Below are 14,954 nucleotides of genomic sequence, written 5' to 3'. Positions count from 1 at the left end.
ATGGCCTCCCTGTCCTCCCCCCGCGATACGGCGCCGGCCGGCGCCGCACCGGCCGATGCCGGGTCGAACGCCGGCCATGCGCTGCCCGGCGTGCCGCCCTGGCTGCTGCTCGCGCCGATCCTCGCGTTCCTCGCGGTGCTCGGCGCCGCGACGCTCACGGTGTTTCGAATGAGCGTCGGCGTGTCCGGCGACGAATGGCGGACCTTCACGCTGCAGAACTACATCGACCTCGCGGACCCGTACTTCGCGACTTCGCTGTGGCTCACGCTGCGCCTCGCATTCCAGAGCATGGTGTGCGCGGTGCTGCTCGCGATCCCGGTCGCGCTCGCGATGGCGCGCACCGAATCGCGGCTCGCGCGCCGGCTGATGCTCGCCGGCGTCTTGCTGCCGCTGCTCGTGAACCTGCTGCTGCAAGGCTACGGCTGGCTCGTGATGCTCGGTCCGGCCGGCTTGATCAATCGCGCGCTGCTGGCCGCCGGCGTGCTCGATCGGCCGCTCCAACTGCTGTACCGCGAGCACGGCGTGCTGCTTGGGCTGATCCAGACCGCGTTCCCGCTCGCGGTGCTGCCGCTGTCGAGCGCGCTGCGCGCGGTGTCACGCGCGTACGACGAAGCCGCTGCGACGCTCGGCGCAAGCCGCTGGCAGACGCTGCGGCACGTGACGTTGCCGCTCGCGATGCCCGGCCTCGTCTCCGGCGCGCTGCTCGTGTTCGCGTACAACGCCAGCGCATTCGCGGTGCCACTGCTGCTCGGCGGTCGACGCGTGCCGATGCTCGCGGTGCTCGTACACGACCAGGTCGCACCGTTGCTCAACTGGCCCGCCGCGTCGGCATCGGGCGTCGTGCTGATGGCCGCGACGCTCGTCGTGATGGCGGTTTCCCAGCGCCTCGTGCGCAACCTGCAACATGCCGGCGAGGTCAACCGATGAATACCCTGCTCTTGCGCGCGCCCATGCCCGGCCGCCTCGAACGCGCAACCGGTGCACTCGCGACGCTCGTGTTGTTTCTCGCCGCGATGCCCATCCTGACGATGATCACGATGTCGTTCGGCGCATCGGGCACGCTCGAATTCCCGCCGCGCGATGTCAGCCTGCACTGGTATCGCGCCGCATGGCAGACGTTCGTGTCGTCCGATGCGGGCAGCGCGCAGTCGATGGGCACCGCGTTGACGACGAGCCTCGTCGTCGCGGTCGCGACGATGCTGATCGCGACCGCCGTGTCGGTACCCGCGGCGTACGCGCTGTCGCGCTGCCGCTTCCGCGGCAAGACGTTCGTCGAGCAGCTCGTCGCGTTGCCGATCGTCTATCCGCTCGTGATGCTCGGGCTCGCATTGCTGATCGTGTTCAACGCGCTGCCGGTCGAGCTCGGCATCGTGCGGCTCGTGGTCGCGCACGTGATCCTGACGCTGCCGTTCACCGTGAAGAACTGCGCCGCCTCGGTTGCGTCGATCGGCCCCGACTTCGAGGAAGCCGCTTGCGTGATGGGCGCGAGCCCGCGTCGCGCGCTCGTCGACGTCGTGCTGCCGCTGATGCGGCCCGGCATTCTCGCGGGGATGCTGTTCGCGTTCATCGTGTCGTTCAACGAATTCACGGTGACGTTCTTCCTGTACAGCATCGACACGATGACGCTGCCGGTCTGGCTCTACAGCCGCACCGTGTCGTCGCTCGACCCGACCGTGTTCTGCTTCGCCGTGTTCACGGTCGCGATCGACTTCGCGCTGATCTGGATGCTCGAAAAACTCGTCGGCGACAAGGGCGTCGCGCTCTAATGCGCGCACGGCCCCGCCCTCGCCCGTGCAAGGAACCCACATGACCCAGCTCATCCTCCAGAACGTGACCAAGCGCTTTCAGCAAGCGTATGCGGTCGATCACGTCGACCTGTCGGTGCCCGACGGCAAGCTCGTCTGTTTTCTCGGCCCGTCCGGCTGCGGCAAGACCACGCTGATGCGGATCATCGCCGGCCTCGAAACGCCGACCTCCGGCACCCTGACGTTCGCCGGCCGCGACCTCACGCACGTGCCCGCCAACCGGCGCGATTTCGGAATGGTGTTCCAGTCGCTCGCGCTGTTTCCGCACATGACGGTCGCGCAGAACATCGCGTACCCGCTGCGGCTGCGCAAGACTGCCAGGGTCGCGCAGGCGCAACGCGTCGCCGAGCTGCTGGAGCTGATCCAGCTTCCACACATGGCCGACCGGCTCGTCACGCAGCTGTCGGGCGGGCAGCGCCAGCGCGTCGCGATTGCACGCGCGATCGCATCGTCGCCGCGCCTGCTGCTGCTCGACGAGCCGTTGTCGGCACTCGACGCGAAGCTGCGCGAGGCGATGCAGGTCGAGATCCGGCTGCTCCAGCAACGGCTCGGTATCACGACGATCATGGTCACGCACGACCAGCGCGAAGCGATGACGATGGCCGACGAGATCGTCGTGATGGAGAAAGGCCGGATCCAGCAGGTCGGCCGGCCGCTCGATATCTATCGCGACCCGATCAACGAATTCGTCGCCGACTTCATCGGCCTCGGCAACATCCTGCCGGTCGCGCGCGACGGCGACGACGCGATCGTCCTGCCGGGCGGGCAGCGGCTCGCGATCGAGCGCGCGCCGAACCCGCCACGCGCGACCGACGCCGTGCGCCTGCTGATTCGTCCCGAGGACGTCTGCGTGCGCCCGGACTCGACAGCGCCGCGCAGTCCGAACACGCTGGCCGGCACGATCACGTTCGTACGCGACGTCGGCGCGTCGATCGAAGCGACGATCGACTGCCGCGGCTTCACGCTGACGGCCGCGACCACGCCGCGCGAGACGCCCGACCTGCACGTCGGCATGCCGGTCGCCGCCGAACTGCCCGCGCACGCATGCAAGCTGATCGCCGCTCGCGGCGCCTGACTTTCCGTTTCTTCCCCAGCGCAGCAACAAGGATCTCACCATGAACGCATCGACCCAAGCCAACCGCCTCGTGCGACGCCTGCTCGCCCGTACCGCCCTCCTCTGCGCCTGCGCCACCGGCGTGGCCGCCATCGCGCCGCTCGCGCACGCCGACGCGCTCGACACGATCGCGAAATCGGGCGTCGTCCGCATCGGCGTGTTCGAGGACTACCCGCCGTTCGGTTCGATCGGGCCCGACATGAAGCCGCAAGGCTATGACATCGACATGGCGAACCTGATCGGCCGGGCGCTCAACGCGAAGGTCGAACTCGTGCAGGTCACCGGCGACAACCGCATGGCGTATCTCGCCGACCGCAAGACCGACATGCTGCTGTCGGTCGGACAGACGCCGGAGCGCGCGAAGGTCATCGACTTCTCGAACGCGTATGCGCCGTACTACCTCGCGGTGTTCGGCCCGAAGTCGCTTGCCGTGAAGGGCAACGCCGATCTCGCCGGCAAATCGGTCGCGGTCGCGCGCGGCACGCTCGAGGACCTGAGCGTCAGCAAGGTCGCGCCGCCCAGCGCGACGATCAAGCGCTTCGACGATCCGAACGGCGCGATCGCGGCGTTCCTGTCGGGACAGGCGCAACTGCTGGTGGTCGGCAACGACGTCGGCGCGACGATCATCGCGCGCCATCCGCCGATCGATCCCGAACAGAAGTTCTCGCTGTTCAGCTCACCTGACCACGTCGGCCTGAACAAGAACGAACCGCGCCTGATGCAGAAGGTCAACGACGCGATCGCCGGCGCGAAGAAGAACGGCACGCTGAACACCTTGTCGCAGAAGTGGCTGCACGCGGCACTGCCGACCGATCTGTGATGCGCACCGCCTCCGCCCCGCATTCCCGACCAAAGGCATCGCGATGACTTACGTGTTCGACTTCAGCGATTTCGGCCTCTACGCCGACATGCTCGCGCGCGGCATCGGCGTGACGCTTGGCCTGACCACGGCCGCGACCGTGCTGGGCGGCCTGATCGGCACCGCCGGCGCGTGGGCCGCGCTCGCCGGCCCGCGCTGGGCGCGCGCGCTCGTCGCGTCCTACGTCGAGCTGATCCGCAATACGCCGTTCCTGGTCCAGTTGTTCTTCATCTTCTTCGGGCTGCCCGGGATCGGCGTACACATCGACGAAGCGCAGGCGGCCGTGCTCGCCATGACGATCAACCTCGGCGCCTATGCGGTCGAGATCCTGCGCGCCGGGATCGAATCGGTGCCGAACGGGCAAGTGCAGGCCGCGCGTGCGCTCGGGCTGCACGGCCGGCAGGTGTTCGGCCACGTCGTGCTGCCGCAGGCGCTCGCGAACGTCTACCCCGCGCTGCTCGGGCAGGTACTGATCGTGATGCTCGGCTCGGCGGTCGTGTCGCAGATCTCGGTACCCGACCTGACCTACGCGGCCAACTTCATCCAGTCGCGCAATTTCCGCGCGTTCGAGATCTACATCGTCGTGACCGCGATCTATCTGCTGCTGTCGATCGCGCTGCGCATGCTGCTCAATCGCGTCGGCCGACGGCTGTTCTCCGGCCGCGCGCAGCACGGCGCGGCCGCCGCGCCGCGACGCACCCGGGTTGCCCGCCTCGCGTGGCGCGCCCGCTCCCCTGACACCCACCTGCCGACGGAACGTGCGCGATGATCGAATTCACTTTCCAGGACATTGCATGGAACCTGCTGCTCGCCGCGCGCTGGACCGTGTTGCTGTCGCTGATTACGTTCGGCGGCGGCAGCATCGCCGGGTTCGCGCTGCTGGCGATGCGCATCTCGCCCGTGCCGGCGCTGCGACGCTTCGTGATCCTGTACGTCGAGCTGTTTCAGGGCACGCCGTTGCTGATGCAACTGTTCCTGGGCTTCTTCGGATTGCCGCTCGTCGGTATCGACGTGACGCCCTGGGTTGCGGCATCGGTCGTGCTGACGCTGAACGCAAGCGCTTATCTGGCCGATATCTGGCGCGGCTGCGTCGACGCGGTGCCGCACGGCCAGTGGCACGCGGCGGCGAGCCTCGGCATGACATGGGTGCAGCGGCTGCGCTACGTGGTGTGGCCGCAGGCGTGGAAGATCGCGCTTGCGCCGACCGTCGGTTTCCTCGTGCAGGCGGTGAAGAGCACCGCGCTCACGTCGATCATCGGGCTGACCGAACTGACCAAGACCGGCAACATCATCACCAACGCGGTATTCAAGCCGTTTCCGATCTACGCGATGGTCGCGCTGCTCTACTTCGCGATGTGCTTCCCGCTGACGTGGTATGCCCGCGCGCTCGAGCAGCGCCATCGCATCGCGAAGGCGCGCTGAACCGGCGCCGTGCGCGCCTCAATTCGATGCAGGTACTTTCATGATTTCCATCAGCAACGTTTCGAAATGGTACGGCCAGTTTCAAGTCCTCGCCGATTGCACGACCGAGGTGAAGAAAGGCGAGGTGGTCGTAGTGTGCGGCCCGTCGGGCTCGGGCAAGTCGACGCTGATCAAGACCGTGAACGGCCTCGAGCCGTTCCAGCAGGGCGAGATCCTCGTGAACGGGCAGTCGGTCGGCGACAGGAAGACGAACCTGTCGAAGCTGCGCTCGAAGGTCGGGATGGTGTTCCAGCATTTCGAGCTGTTTCCGCATCTGTCGATCACCGAAAACCTGACGCTCGCGCAGATCAAGGTGCTCGGCCGCGGCAAGGACGAAGCGACCGAGAAGGGCATGAAACTGCTCGATCGCGTCGGCCTGAAGGCGCATGCGCACAAGTTTCCGGGCCAGCTGTCGGGCGGCCAGCAGCAGCGGGTCGCGATCGCGCGCGCGCTGTCGATGGACCCGATCGCGATGCTGTTCGACGAACCGACCTCCGCGCTCGATCCGGAAATGATCAACGAGGTGCTCGACGTGATGGTCGAGCTCGCGCAGGAAGGAATGACGATGATGGTCGTGACGCACGAAATGGGCTTCGCGAAGAAGGTCGCCCATCGCGTGATCTTCATGGACAAGGGCGCGATCGTCGAGGACGACCGCAAGGACGATTTCTTCTCGAATCCGAAGTCGGATCGCGCGAAGGACTTCCTCGCGAAGATCCTGCACTGAGCAATACCGCGTCGCCGCCCGCTCCATGCCGATTCTCCCGATGAAACGACTGCCTTCCCTCAATGCGCTGCAGGTCTTCGACGTCGTCGCCCGTCACGGCAGCTTCACGCGCGCCGCCGGGCACCTGTGCCTGACCCAGGGCGCCGTAAGCCGGCAAATCCTCGCGCTCGAAAGCTTCTATCAGTTTCCGCTGTTCAAACGCACGCCCAAGGGGCTGACACTGACGGCCGAGGGCGAGCTCCTGTTGCCGACGGTGCGCGAGAGCTTCGCGCGCATCGAGGAGGTATCGATGCGCCTTTCACGCAGGCGCACCGAACTCGCGCTGAAGGTGCCGACCTGCATGATGCAGTGGATGCTGCCGCGCATCATGCGGTTCCAGGCCGAGCATCCCGAACTCCAGGTGCAGATCACGACCACCTGGGAGCATCACGTCGATTTCCGCATGGAACCGTTCGACGCCGCGGTGATCTACGCCGCCGGCGCCGGTCCCGACATGCACGCGATCCCGTTGTTCGAGGAGCGTCTCACGCCGGTCTGTGCCCCGAGCCTGCTGGACCGGCAGCCGATCGCGAGCCTCGACGACCTGGCCCGTCATACGCTGCTGCATCCGACTCGCGATCACCGCGACTGGAAGCGGTGGCTCGACCATGCGGGCGCGCCGCGCGTCGACTCGACTCGCGGGTTGAGCTTCGAGACGCTGGATCTCGCGACGCACGCGGCGATCGACGGTTACGGCATCGCGATCGGCGACAGGACGCTGGTGGACGAGAGCGTAGTGGCGCACCGGCTCGTGATGCCGTTCGACATCTCGTTGCCGACGGGGATGGGCTATTACTTCGTATATCCGGGCGGGACCGAGCAACAACAGAAGATCCAGCTGTTCGGCGACTGGATCGCCGACGAACGCGCGTGGCGTTGCGTCAAGCCGCCAGCCCCGCCGACGCCAACAGCGGCACTTCCGGATTGAACCGCGTCATGCAGTTCAGATCGAGCGCGCGAATCTGCTCGGTCATGAAGTCGACGAAGATCCGGATGCGCGTCGGAAGGTGCTGCCGGCTCAGATAGCAGATGTAGTGGCCGCGATCCTCCGGCACATGCTTCGCCAGCGCGACGACGAGTTCGTTCGACGCGAGATGGTCGCGAATCTGGTAGCCCGCCAACTGCGCGATGCCCGATCCGTTCAGCACCGAACGCAACACCAGATCCGCATCGTTGAAGGTGAGGCGCGACGCCGGCAGGTACTTCTGCACGCGGCCGTCCACGTTGAACTCCCATTCGAACAGGCGTCCGCTCGCAAACCGGAAATTGATGCACTCGTGCCTGTCGAGGTCGTCGACGCTCTGCGGAAGGCCGTGCTTCGCCACATACGACGGCGCCGCGCAGAGCGCCATCTGCATCGGAATCAGCTGCCGGGCGATGATGCTGGAGTCCTCGATGCGTCCGTTCCGGAACGACACGTCGATCCGCTCGGACACCAGATCGACGGGCCGGTCGTCGAGCAGCAGATCGATGACGATGTCCGGATAGGCGTGCGCGAACTTTTCCAGCAGCGGCGCCACGATTTTCCTGCCGAATCCCACTGCCGAGCTGATGCGGATGAGGCCGCGCGGCGGCCCCTGCCGCAATTCCAGCATGTCGTTCATGGCTTCGACGATCTGTGCCACGCCCTGATGGCAATTCTCGAAGAAGCGCCGGCCCTCGCACGTCAGCTCGGTCGTGCGCGTGGTCCGCTGGAACAGCCGCGTGCTCAACTGCGCCTCCAGCTTCTGGACGTTCCGGCTCACGGCCGGCCGCCCGACGCCGAGCAGTTCCGCGGCCTTGGTGAAACTCCCCTCGCTCGCCACGGCGACGAATGCAAGGATGCCTGCATAGCTCGCACCGAAGCTCGCCGACAAGGCATCAGCGCGACTGGCCAGGTCGCGCCGCGCGCCGTGTTCCGATGGTTCCGAATGATTCATTTCCGCTGCCCCCAGACGTGCTGCTCAAACGGATCGACTCGTCGCCGGCATGCGCCGGCCTGCGCCGGCGTACCGCATACATGCGAACGTGAATCAGCGTCTTGCCAGCCACTGGTCGAGACCGATGCGGCCGAGCCGCGCGGCCCCGAGCGGCACCAGCGACGTTTCCTCGACGCGGCCGCCGTAGTAGCGTGCGTCGCGATCGGTCACCACCGTGCGCGCGTCGCCGACCGACTTCAGGTAGCGCGCGACGATCTCCGCGAACGGCGCACGATCCGCGCCCGCGATCTCGATCGTGCCGTTCTGCGGCCCGGCGAGCGCGGCCTGCGCGACGAGCGCCGACACGTCTTCGGCGGCGATCGGCTGAAACAGTCCGTCGCCGATGCGCACGGTGCCGTCTACCGTGCCGAAATCCGCGATGCCGCCGATGAATTCCATGAATTGCGTCGCGCGCACGATCGTGTACGGCACGCCCGCCGCCTCGATCGCCTGCTCCTGCGCCACCTTGGCCGCGAAATAGCCGTTCTCCGGCATCCGGTCGCAGCCGACGATCGACAGCGCGACGTGATGGCGCACGCCCGCGGCCACTTCGGCCTTGCCGAGATTGCGTGCCGACGTGCGGAAGAAGTCCAGGACCGCCTGCGGTTCCCATGATGGCGCGTTCGCCACGTCCACGACGACGTCCGCGTCCGTCAATGCGTCGCTCAGGCCCTCGCCCGTGACGGTATTGACGCCGGTGCGCGGCGACGCGGCGAGCGCCTGATGACCTGCTTCCTCGAGCAGCGCGACGACACGCGAGCCGATCAGGCCCGAACCGCCGATGACAACGATCTTCATCGCAAAATCTCCTGACGAATGGATTTCATGTGAATGCGAGAGGGACATGACGCGTGCCGGATCCGGCAAAGGCGGTGATGACCGTCGCATCGCGTGCCGCAATTGTGGAAGAATCATGTCCTATCCAGCAGTGCCAAGAATCGTCGATCGGACTGGTCCATGCCGTGCCTGTTCCGTCACCCACGAGGCCGTCATGTCTACGCAACCGTCCACGCTGACCATCGAAATCGACCGGCAGCATCAGTTGCCGATCTATCTGCAGATCTGCGAGCGGTTCAGAACCGCGATCGCCGCGGGCCACTTGCGTCCGGGCGATCGCGTACCGGCGCTGCGCGGTCTGGCGACGCAATTGAACACGGCGCGCGGCACCGTCGAACAGGCCTACACGATCCTGGTCGACGAGGGATATCTGCAAATGCGCGGCGCGGCAGGCACGTTCGTCTCGCCGTCCCTGCCGAAATCGCTGCCGCGGGCGACGCCCGCGCGTGACGACGAATCGGCAGCGCCCATCGACAGCGCCGGCGTGCTTCAGGCGCCGGGCGCGTCGCGCGACAGCCCGCCGCCGCGGCGCGCGCAACCGATCGCCGTCGCGATGAGCGGCGAGCCGCGCCCGTTGCAGCCCGGGGTCCCTGCCCTCGACGCCTTCCCGCGCAAGGTCTGGCACCGCCTCGTGTCGCTGCGCGCGCGCAGCGGCGATCGCGCGCTGCTGGGCTACCCGAATCCGGCCGGTTACCGGCCGCTGCGCGAACACATCGCCACCTATCTGGGGCTGTCACGCGGCGTCACCTGCGTGCCCGAACAGGTGTTCATCACCAGCGGCTACCGCGCCACGCTGGAACTCGTGCTGCGCAGCCTCGCGCGCCCGAACGACCGCGTCTGGTTCGAGGACCCCGGCTATCTGCTCGCACGCAGTTTCCTGTCCGAGACCGGCGTGCAACTCGTTCCGGTGCCGGTGGATGCCGAGGGAATCGACGTCGAGCGCGGCCTGCAACTGGACGCGCACGCGCGCTTCGCGCTCGTGACGCCGTCGCATCAGAGCCCGCTCGGGCATACGCTGTCGCTGTCCCGCCGCATTGCTCTGCTGGACTGGGCCGAAAAGACGTCGGGTTGGATCGTCGAGGACGACTACGACAGCGAGTTCCGCTATCTGGGCCGCCCGCTTCAGGCCCTGAAGAGTCTCGACCGGCGCGATCACGTGATCTATTGCAGTACCTTCAGCAAGGCGATGTATCCCGGCTTGCGGCTCGCGTACGCGGTCGTGCCGGAGCGTGCGGTGGAGCGCGTCGAACGCGTGGCCTGCAGCATGAACGCCGGCTCGCCGGCGCTCCTGCAAGCGGCCCTGGCCGATTTCATCGAACAGGGTCACTTCGCCCGGCACCTGAAGCGCATGCGCACGCTGTACGGCGAGCGCCGCACGCTGATCGTGCACGCATTACGGCAGGCATTCGGCGAGCGGCTGATCGTCGAGTTGCCGCCTGGCGGCATCCAGTTCGCGGTGCGGTTCACGGCGGGGCCCGACGGGCCGGTCGACGACGTCGCCGTCGCCGCGCGCGCCCGCGAAGCCGGGCTCGCGGTCCTGCCGCTGTCGATCTGGTACACGAACAGCCACACGCAGCAAACGCCACGCGGCCTGATCATCGGGTTCGCGAACATCGCCGACGCGGACGAAGCACAACGTCACGCCCAAACGCTGCGCGCGTGCCTGGGCCGCTGACGCGCGGCGTGCACCAATCGCGTGCACCAATCGCGTGCGGCCATGCGTGCCGGCAACCGCTGCCGCCGGGCGCCTCGTTGAAATTCACGGCACGTTCCGGATTGGTGTCCAACGGGAAACATACAATCGCCCGTAACGGCCATACCGCCATCCTGTGCGCGCCGCTAGCATGGAAGCGTTTTTCTCCCGTAGACGAACCGGGAATCGGGCCGCACCGGAAGATTGCCGCATTCCTCGGACAATCGCCCCGTCCGTCATTCCTTGAAGACGCTACTTGCCCGGGCAGTCCAGCCCCTTTGCAAGACGTTTCGACGATCGAACGACCGAGGTCGGAGCGTGCCGCTGAATTCGAGCATGCATCATGGATGACAACAAGCTGCAAGCCCCGCCGCTTTCCCTCCTCGACAGGTACCGAGGCCGGGATTTTCAACCGCTTTACACCACGACCGTCACCGTGTCCGGCGGCGAGACGGGCCATGGCCGCGCATCCGGCGTGGTTCGCTCGGACGACGGCAATCTCGCCGTCGACTTGCGCCTGCCCACCGAGTTTGGCGGGCCAGGCAACGGGACCAATCCGGAGCAGTTGTTCGCGGCAGGCTTCGCCGCGTGCTTCCACGGCGCGCTCAATCTGCTCGAGAAACGCGCCGATATGGAAATGCCCGACACCACCGTGGAGGTGCAGGTCTCGTTCGGCCGCGATCCCATGGATGGCGGCTATGCGTTGCTCGTCGACGTTCGGGTGCGGATGCCGGGCGTCGATCGAAACCTCGCGGAAGAAATGGTTCGAACCGCGGAACGCTTGTGCCCGTACGCGAAGATGGCCCGGCAAGGCACCGTCAATATCGTGACCGTCGTCGACTGACCTGGCGCTCGTCGTGCCGAGGCAGCGCGTCGTCCGTTGCCGCAACGGCGCGCCGCCCCCGCCGCGCATCTCGCGATACGCGCGGGGGCAACCGGTCAATCGAGCGATGCCTGCGGGTTACCGGCCGCCAGCGCCTCGGCCCGATTCGGTGCCGGCGGATAGATCCATTGCGTGTTGATCATCTGCTTGCGCGCCTTTCCTTCGGCACGCGTCAGTTTGATCTGCCGATCCCAGCCTTCCGAGTACACGGCACCCCAGTCGCCCAGGTCGACGCATGTCGCATAGAACGGCTGCCGATATTCCAGCGTCGGCACGCCGATCAGATCCGCCGCGACGTTGTGCCCGCCGAATTGCCCCATCACGATCGCGTGCTGGCACGACATCAGCGCATAGTGCCCTTCATCGTCGCTGCGCGCGCGCGCCACGTCTCCCGCGACGAATACGTGCGGCGCTTCCGCCACGCGAAGATCCGGTGCGACTTCGACGCGCCCGAGCGGGTCCAGATGCGAGGAGACCTGCGACGTCAGCGGGCTCGCCTGCATTCCGCCCGCCCAGATTACGGTCATGGCCTCGATGTGCGTGCCCGACGCGGTACGAACGCCGTCGGCCGCGACCGACACGACGCGCGATCCGAGCACGGCCTCGACGCCCAGCGACGCGAAGGCTTCGGCGACATACGGCCGAGGTTTGGGGCCGAGATCGGGACCGATGTCGTCCTGCGCGCCGATCACGACGACACGCCCCGTCGTCTGCGGGCCGAACCACTCGCGCAAGCGCTTGGGCAACTCGGTGGCGACCTCGATACCCGTGAAACCGCAGCCGACCACCGCGACCGTATTGCGTGCCGGCGATTCCGGCAGTTTCGCGAGCGCCGCGAAGTGTTCGTCGAGCGCGACGGCGTCCTCGATGCGATCGACCGAGAACGCGTGTTCCGCGAGCCCCGGCACCGGCGGTTTGCTCAACCTGCTGCCGCTCGTCAACAACAGCCTGTCATACGCGAGCAGACGTCGCTGGCCGTTGCCGCACGCGACACTGACCGTCTTCTCGCGGACGGAAATCTCCTCGACGCTGCCTTCGAGAAACCCCACGCCGACCGCATCGAGCAGCGGCAACAGCGGCGCGGCCATCCGCTGCGGCTCGCTTTCGTACAGCCGCGGCCGTATCTGTAGTTCCGGTTTCGGGGAGATCAACGTGATCTCGACGTCGCCGCTCGTCACGCCGGCACCATCCAGCACGCGCGCCGCACCCAGCGCGCCCCACACGCCGGCGAAACCGGCACCCACTATCAGGATCTTCTGCGACATGATCATTGCCCTCGGTTGATGTCGATGGCGGCCACTCGCCACGCGAAATCATCCTAGGTCGACACGGCATTGCGCAGTAGATCCGCAGTCGTGCTCACGATGTTGCCGCTTCGGCACCAATCCATCACGCGCCGCACGAATCGATCGCAGGCATGATGTCGACGAACGATCGCACGCGACTTGAACGCCGTCTTCGTCACCCACCTGAATCAACGATGAGGCAAATAAAATGCACATGGGGAAATCGTACAAACTGTCGGAGTTTCTGATCTGGACGCGCTGGAAAATTTACGAGCTGCTCATTTTCGGTGCCGTTCCGGTTGTCCTGTACAAGTTCTTCTCCGTTACGTGGCTGTCGATCCCCCTGACGATCGTGGTTCTGCTCGGAACCGCGACCTCGTTCATCGTCGGCTTCAAGAACGTTCAAACCTACAACCGCGCGATGGACGCGCTCGAAATCTGGACCGATATCCTGAGCAAGAGCCGTCGCTGGGGCCAACTCGCTCGCGACTTCGTCACCGATGACGAGGTCGCCCGAAAACTCGTCGATCGCCACCTGGCGTGGCTGACCGCGCTGCGCTATGACCTGCGTCGCCCGCGCGTTTGGGAAAGCACGAGCAAACGCTACAACGCGGAGTACCGCCGGTTCTATCGCGTTCCGGAGTGGGAAAAGGACATCAGGGAATTGTTGCCGAAGTACCTCTCCTCGACCGAAACGGAGCAGGCGCTCTCGTCGCCTTGCATCGCGACGTTCGTGCTGAGCCTGCAGGGCACTTCACTCAGGACGCTTCACATGGCCGGCTATCTGAATTCGAACTTCTACATGGAGCTTCAGAAGACCGTCGGCGACTTCATCGATCTTCAGGCAAGATCGGAACGCTTCAAGAACTTTCCCTACCCGCGTCAGTACGCGACCGTCAGCGCCCTGTTCGTCCGGTTCTTCTGCCTGTCACTTCCGTTCGGCCTTCTGAACGAATTCAACCGGTTGAACGACAGCGTGAGCGGTTTCATGCACGGCAACATGGTCTGGCTGGTCGTGCCGTGCAGCGTCGCCGTTTCCTGGATGTACACCTCGCTCGAGCAGGTTGGCGAAAGCACCGAGAACCCGTTCGAAGGCGGCGCCAACGACGTGCCCATTTCAACGCTGTGCAGCACGATCGAACGCGATCTGAAAGCGATGCTCGGAGAACACGCGCGCGATCCGTCGAGCCGCACGATCATCGCGCTGTAACGCGTCAGGCGCCTCTTGTCGCGCCACCCTCCGTTCGTCGATTGTTGTCGCCGAGACAACATGATGAGGTCCTTCGCGACGCTACTGCCGCACGAGCACATCACCTACGCTTGGCGCTGACGGTGGCCGTGCATGCATGTCCGCTCCCTTCCGGGAAACGGGCACGACACCGCAAGAGCAACGTGCGACCCGCGCGGCCGTCTGCGCCGCGTTGCGTCGTCGTGCGTCATTGGCCGCGGCAGCCAGGGCGGATGCCTTGGCATGACCCGGCGCCTCACCAACCGAGGAACGATCCGTGACAGAAGAAGATATTCGCAGCAACGCGTTCGCGATGCCCGTGCACAACCCGGCTTACCCGCGTCCGCCCTTCCGCTTCGTCAATCGTGAGTACTTCATCATCTCGTACGAGACGGACATGGACGCCCTCCGGGCCATCGTCCCGGAACCGCTGACGGTCGACCAGCCCGTCGTCCACTACGAGTTCATTCGGATGCCTGATTCGTCGGGATTCGGTGACTACACCGAAAGCGGTCAGGTGATCTCCGTTCTGGACGGGGACGGCGCGCGCGTCAATTTCACGCATGCGATGTACCTCGACGACGAAGGCCCGATCGCCGCCGGACGGGAAATCTGGGGATTTCCCAAGAAACTGGCGTCGCCGCGGCTCTACGTCGACGGCAAGGACACGCTGCTCGGCACGCTCGACTACGGCACGCAGCGCATCGCCACAGGAACGATGGGTTACAAGTACCGCGCGCTCGACACGGACGCCGAGCGCCGCAAGCTCGCCGACACGCCCAACTATCTGCTCAAGGTCATTCCACACGTCGACGGCTCCGCGCGCATCTGCGAGCTGGTGCGCTTCTTCCTGCGCGATGTCGACGTAATCGGCGCATGGGAGGGGCCCGCCGCGCTCGAACTGCATCCGCATGCGCTCGCGTCGGTTGCCGACCTGCCGGTGCGCAGGGTGATCGGCGCGCGCCACGTCATCGCGCATCTCACGCTCGATATCGGCGAAGTGGCCCACGACTACCTCGCCCCCGCCGCGTCGCTGAAGCTCGCGGTCAACCAGTAAACATCAG

Annotated in this window: 15 protein-coding genes; 12 read left to right on the top strand and 3 right to left on the bottom strand. The window is 66.1% G+C overall.

The features are described 5' to 3' along the window. The 8 genes from WS87_RS28885 to WS87_RS28850 are packed head-to-tail and all read left to right on the top strand — an operon-like array spanning position 1 to position 6,933. Entirely contained in the window at positions 1–927 is a 927-nt protein-coding gene (locus tag WS87_RS28885) for an ABC transporter permease (protein WP_059817283.1), read from the top strand. Further along, positions 924–1,766 (top strand): ABC transporter permease, encoded by an 843-nt coding sequence (locus WS87_RS28880; RefSeq protein ID WP_059817285.1) that lies wholly within the window; start codon positions 924–926, stop codon positions 1,764–1,766. Before WS87_RS28885 ends, WS87_RS28880 begins: the two co-directional genes overlap by 4 nt. A 40-nt stretch (positions 1,767–1,806) precedes the next feature. Continuing rightward, a complete protein-coding gene (locus WS87_RS28875) occupies positions 1,807–2,880 on the top strand; it encodes an ABC transporter ATP-binding protein (RefSeq protein ID WP_059817287.1) in 1,074 nt (357 codons plus the stop codon). Positions 2,881–2,920: 40 nt separating this feature from the next. After that, positions 2,921–3,739, top strand: coding sequence for a transporter substrate-binding domain-containing protein (locus WS87_RS28870; RefSeq protein ID WP_059817289.1), 819 nt, complete (start codon positions 2,921–2,923; stop codon positions 3,737–3,739). Between the two features lie 43 nt (positions 3,740–3,782). Then, complete coding sequence (locus WS87_RS28865) at positions 3,783–4,547, top strand: amino acid ABC transporter permease (protein WP_059817291.1); 765 nt, start codon at positions 3,783–3,785, stop codon at positions 4,545–4,547. After that, positions 4,544–5,200 (top strand): amino acid ABC transporter permease, encoded by a 657-nt coding sequence (locus WS87_RS28860; protein ID WP_059817292.1) that lies wholly within the window; start codon positions 4,544–4,546, stop codon positions 5,198–5,200. Before WS87_RS28865 ends, WS87_RS28860 begins: the two co-directional genes overlap by 4 nt. Positions 5,201–5,240: 40 nt before the next feature. Further along, positions 5,241–5,966 carry an amino acid ABC transporter ATP-binding protein gene (locus WS87_RS28855; RefSeq protein ID WP_059817293.1) on the top strand — a complete coding sequence of 242 codons (726 nt, stop codon included), beginning with the start codon at positions 5,241–5,243 and terminating at the stop codon, positions 5,964–5,966. 40 nt (positions 5,967–6,006) lie between these two features. Next, complete coding sequence (locus tag WS87_RS28850; protein ID WP_059817388.1) at positions 6,007–6,933, top strand: LysR substrate-binding domain-containing protein; 927 nt, start codon at positions 6,007–6,009, stop codon at positions 6,931–6,933. Here the strand turns inward: WS87_RS28850 and WS87_RS28845 are convergent. Together WS87_RS28845 and WS87_RS28840 are read right to left on the bottom strand one after the other, a co-directional pair. Beyond that, entirely contained in the window at positions 6,887–7,924 is a 1,038-nt protein-coding gene (locus tag WS87_RS28845; RefSeq protein ID WP_059817294.1) for a LysR family transcriptional regulator, read from the bottom strand. The two genes, WS87_RS28850 and WS87_RS28845, sit on opposite strands and share 47 nt — an antisense overlap. A gap of 93 nt (positions 7,925–8,017) precedes the next feature. Beyond that, the gene (locus WS87_RS28840; protein ID WP_059817296.1) at positions 8,018–8,761 is read right to left on the bottom strand and encodes an SDR family oxidoreductase; all 744 of its coding nucleotides are present in this window, start codon (positions 8,759–8,761) and stop codon (positions 8,018–8,020) included. 193 nt (positions 8,762–8,954) lie between these two features. Here WS87_RS28840 and pdxR point away from each other — a divergent pair, with 193 nt between their 5' ends. Beyond that, on the top strand, positions 8,955–10,475 hold the full coding sequence (pdxR, locus tag WS87_RS28835; protein WP_059817298.1) for a MocR-like pyridoxine biosynthesis transcription factor PdxR: 1,521 nt from the start codon (positions 8,955–8,957) through the stop codon (positions 10,473–10,475). Between the two features lie 361 nt (positions 10,476–10,836). Further along, entirely contained in the window at positions 10,837–11,337 is a 501-nt protein-coding gene (locus tag WS87_RS28830; protein ID WP_059817301.1) for an Ohr family peroxiredoxin, read from the top strand. 95 nt (positions 11,338–11,432) lie between these two features. On the opposite strand, the gene WS87_RS28825 is transcribed toward WS87_RS28830, so the two are convergent. Continuing rightward, positions 11,433–12,641: an NAD(P)/FAD-dependent oxidoreductase gene (locus WS87_RS28825; RefSeq protein WP_059817391.1), complete on the bottom strand. Its 1,209-nt coding sequence runs from the start codon at positions 12,639–12,641 to the stop codon at positions 11,433–11,435. 229 nt (positions 12,642–12,870) lie between these two features. On the opposite strand from WS87_RS28825, the gene WS87_RS28820 reads away from it, so the two are divergent. Further along, entirely contained in the window at positions 12,871–13,872 is a 1,002-nt protein-coding gene (locus WS87_RS28820; protein ID WP_059817304.1) for a bestrophin family protein, read from the top strand. A gap of 295 nt (positions 13,873–14,167) precedes the next feature. After that, positions 14,168–14,947 carry an acetoacetate decarboxylase gene (locus tag WS87_RS28815; RefSeq protein ID WP_082750584.1) on the top strand — a complete coding sequence of 260 codons (780 nt, stop codon included), beginning with the start codon at positions 14,168–14,170 and terminating at the stop codon, positions 14,945–14,947. The last annotated feature ends 7 nt before the right edge of the window (positions 14,948–14,954 follow it).

The sequence above is a fragment of the Burkholderia sp. MSMB0856 genome (assembly GCF_001524645.2).
Classification (GTDB): Bacteria; Pseudomonadota; Gammaproteobacteria; order Burkholderiales; family Burkholderiaceae; genus Burkholderia; species Burkholderia diffusa.
Note: the sequence above shows the minus strand (reverse complement) of the source record. Positions and strands in the feature narration are given on the sequence as shown.

Bases quoted from the DNA above. Each gene is read 5' to 3' on its own strand.
- WS87_RS28885 (WP_059817283.1), top strand. From the start codon at position 1: ATGGCCTCCCTGTCCTCCCCCCGCGATACGGCGCCGGCCGGCGCCGCA.
- WS87_RS28820 (WP_059817304.1), top strand. From the start codon at position 12,871: ATGCACATGGGGAAATCGTACAAACTGTCGGAGTTTCTGATCTGGACG.
- WS87_RS28830 (WP_059817301.1), top strand. From the start codon at position 10,837: ATGGATGACAACAAGCTGCAAGCCCCGCCGCTTTCCCTCCTCGACAGG.
- WS87_RS28845 (WP_059817294.1), bottom strand. From the start codon at position 7,924: ATGAATCATTCGGAACCATCGGAACACGGCGCGCGGCGCGACCTGGCC.
- WS87_RS28880 (WP_059817285.1), top strand. From the start codon at position 924: ATGAATACCCTGCTCTTGCGCGCGCCCATGCCCGGCCGCCTCGAACGC.
- pdxR (WP_059817298.1), top strand. From the start codon at position 8,955: ATGTCTACGCAACCGTCCACGCTGACCATCGAAATCGACCGGCAGCAT.
- WS87_RS28825 (WP_059817391.1), bottom strand. From the start codon at position 12,641: ATGTCGCAGAAGATCCTGATAGTGGGTGCCGGTTTCGCCGGCGTGTGG.
- WS87_RS28855 (WP_059817293.1), top strand. From the start codon at position 5,241: ATGATTTCCATCAGCAACGTTTCGAAATGGTACGGCCAGTTTCAAGTC.
- WS87_RS28840 (WP_059817296.1), bottom strand. From the start codon at position 8,761: ATGAAGATCGTTGTCATCGGCGGTTCGGGCCTGATCGGCTCGCGTGTC.
- WS87_RS28850 (WP_059817388.1), top strand. From the start codon at position 6,007: ATGAAACGACTGCCTTCCCTCAATGCGCTGCAGGTCTTCGACGTCGTC.
- WS87_RS28875 (WP_059817287.1), top strand. From the start codon at position 1,807: ATGACCCAGCTCATCCTCCAGAACGTGACCAAGCGCTTTCAGCAAGCG.
- WS87_RS28865 (WP_059817291.1), top strand. From the start codon at position 3,783: ATGACTTACGTGTTCGACTTCAGCGATTTCGGCCTCTACGCCGACATG.
- WS87_RS28860 (WP_059817292.1), top strand. From the start codon at position 4,544: ATGATCGAATTCACTTTCCAGGACATTGCATGGAACCTGCTGCTCGCC.
- WS87_RS28870 (WP_059817289.1), top strand. From the start codon at position 2,921: ATGAACGCATCGACCCAAGCCAACCGCCTCGTGCGACGCCTGCTCGCC.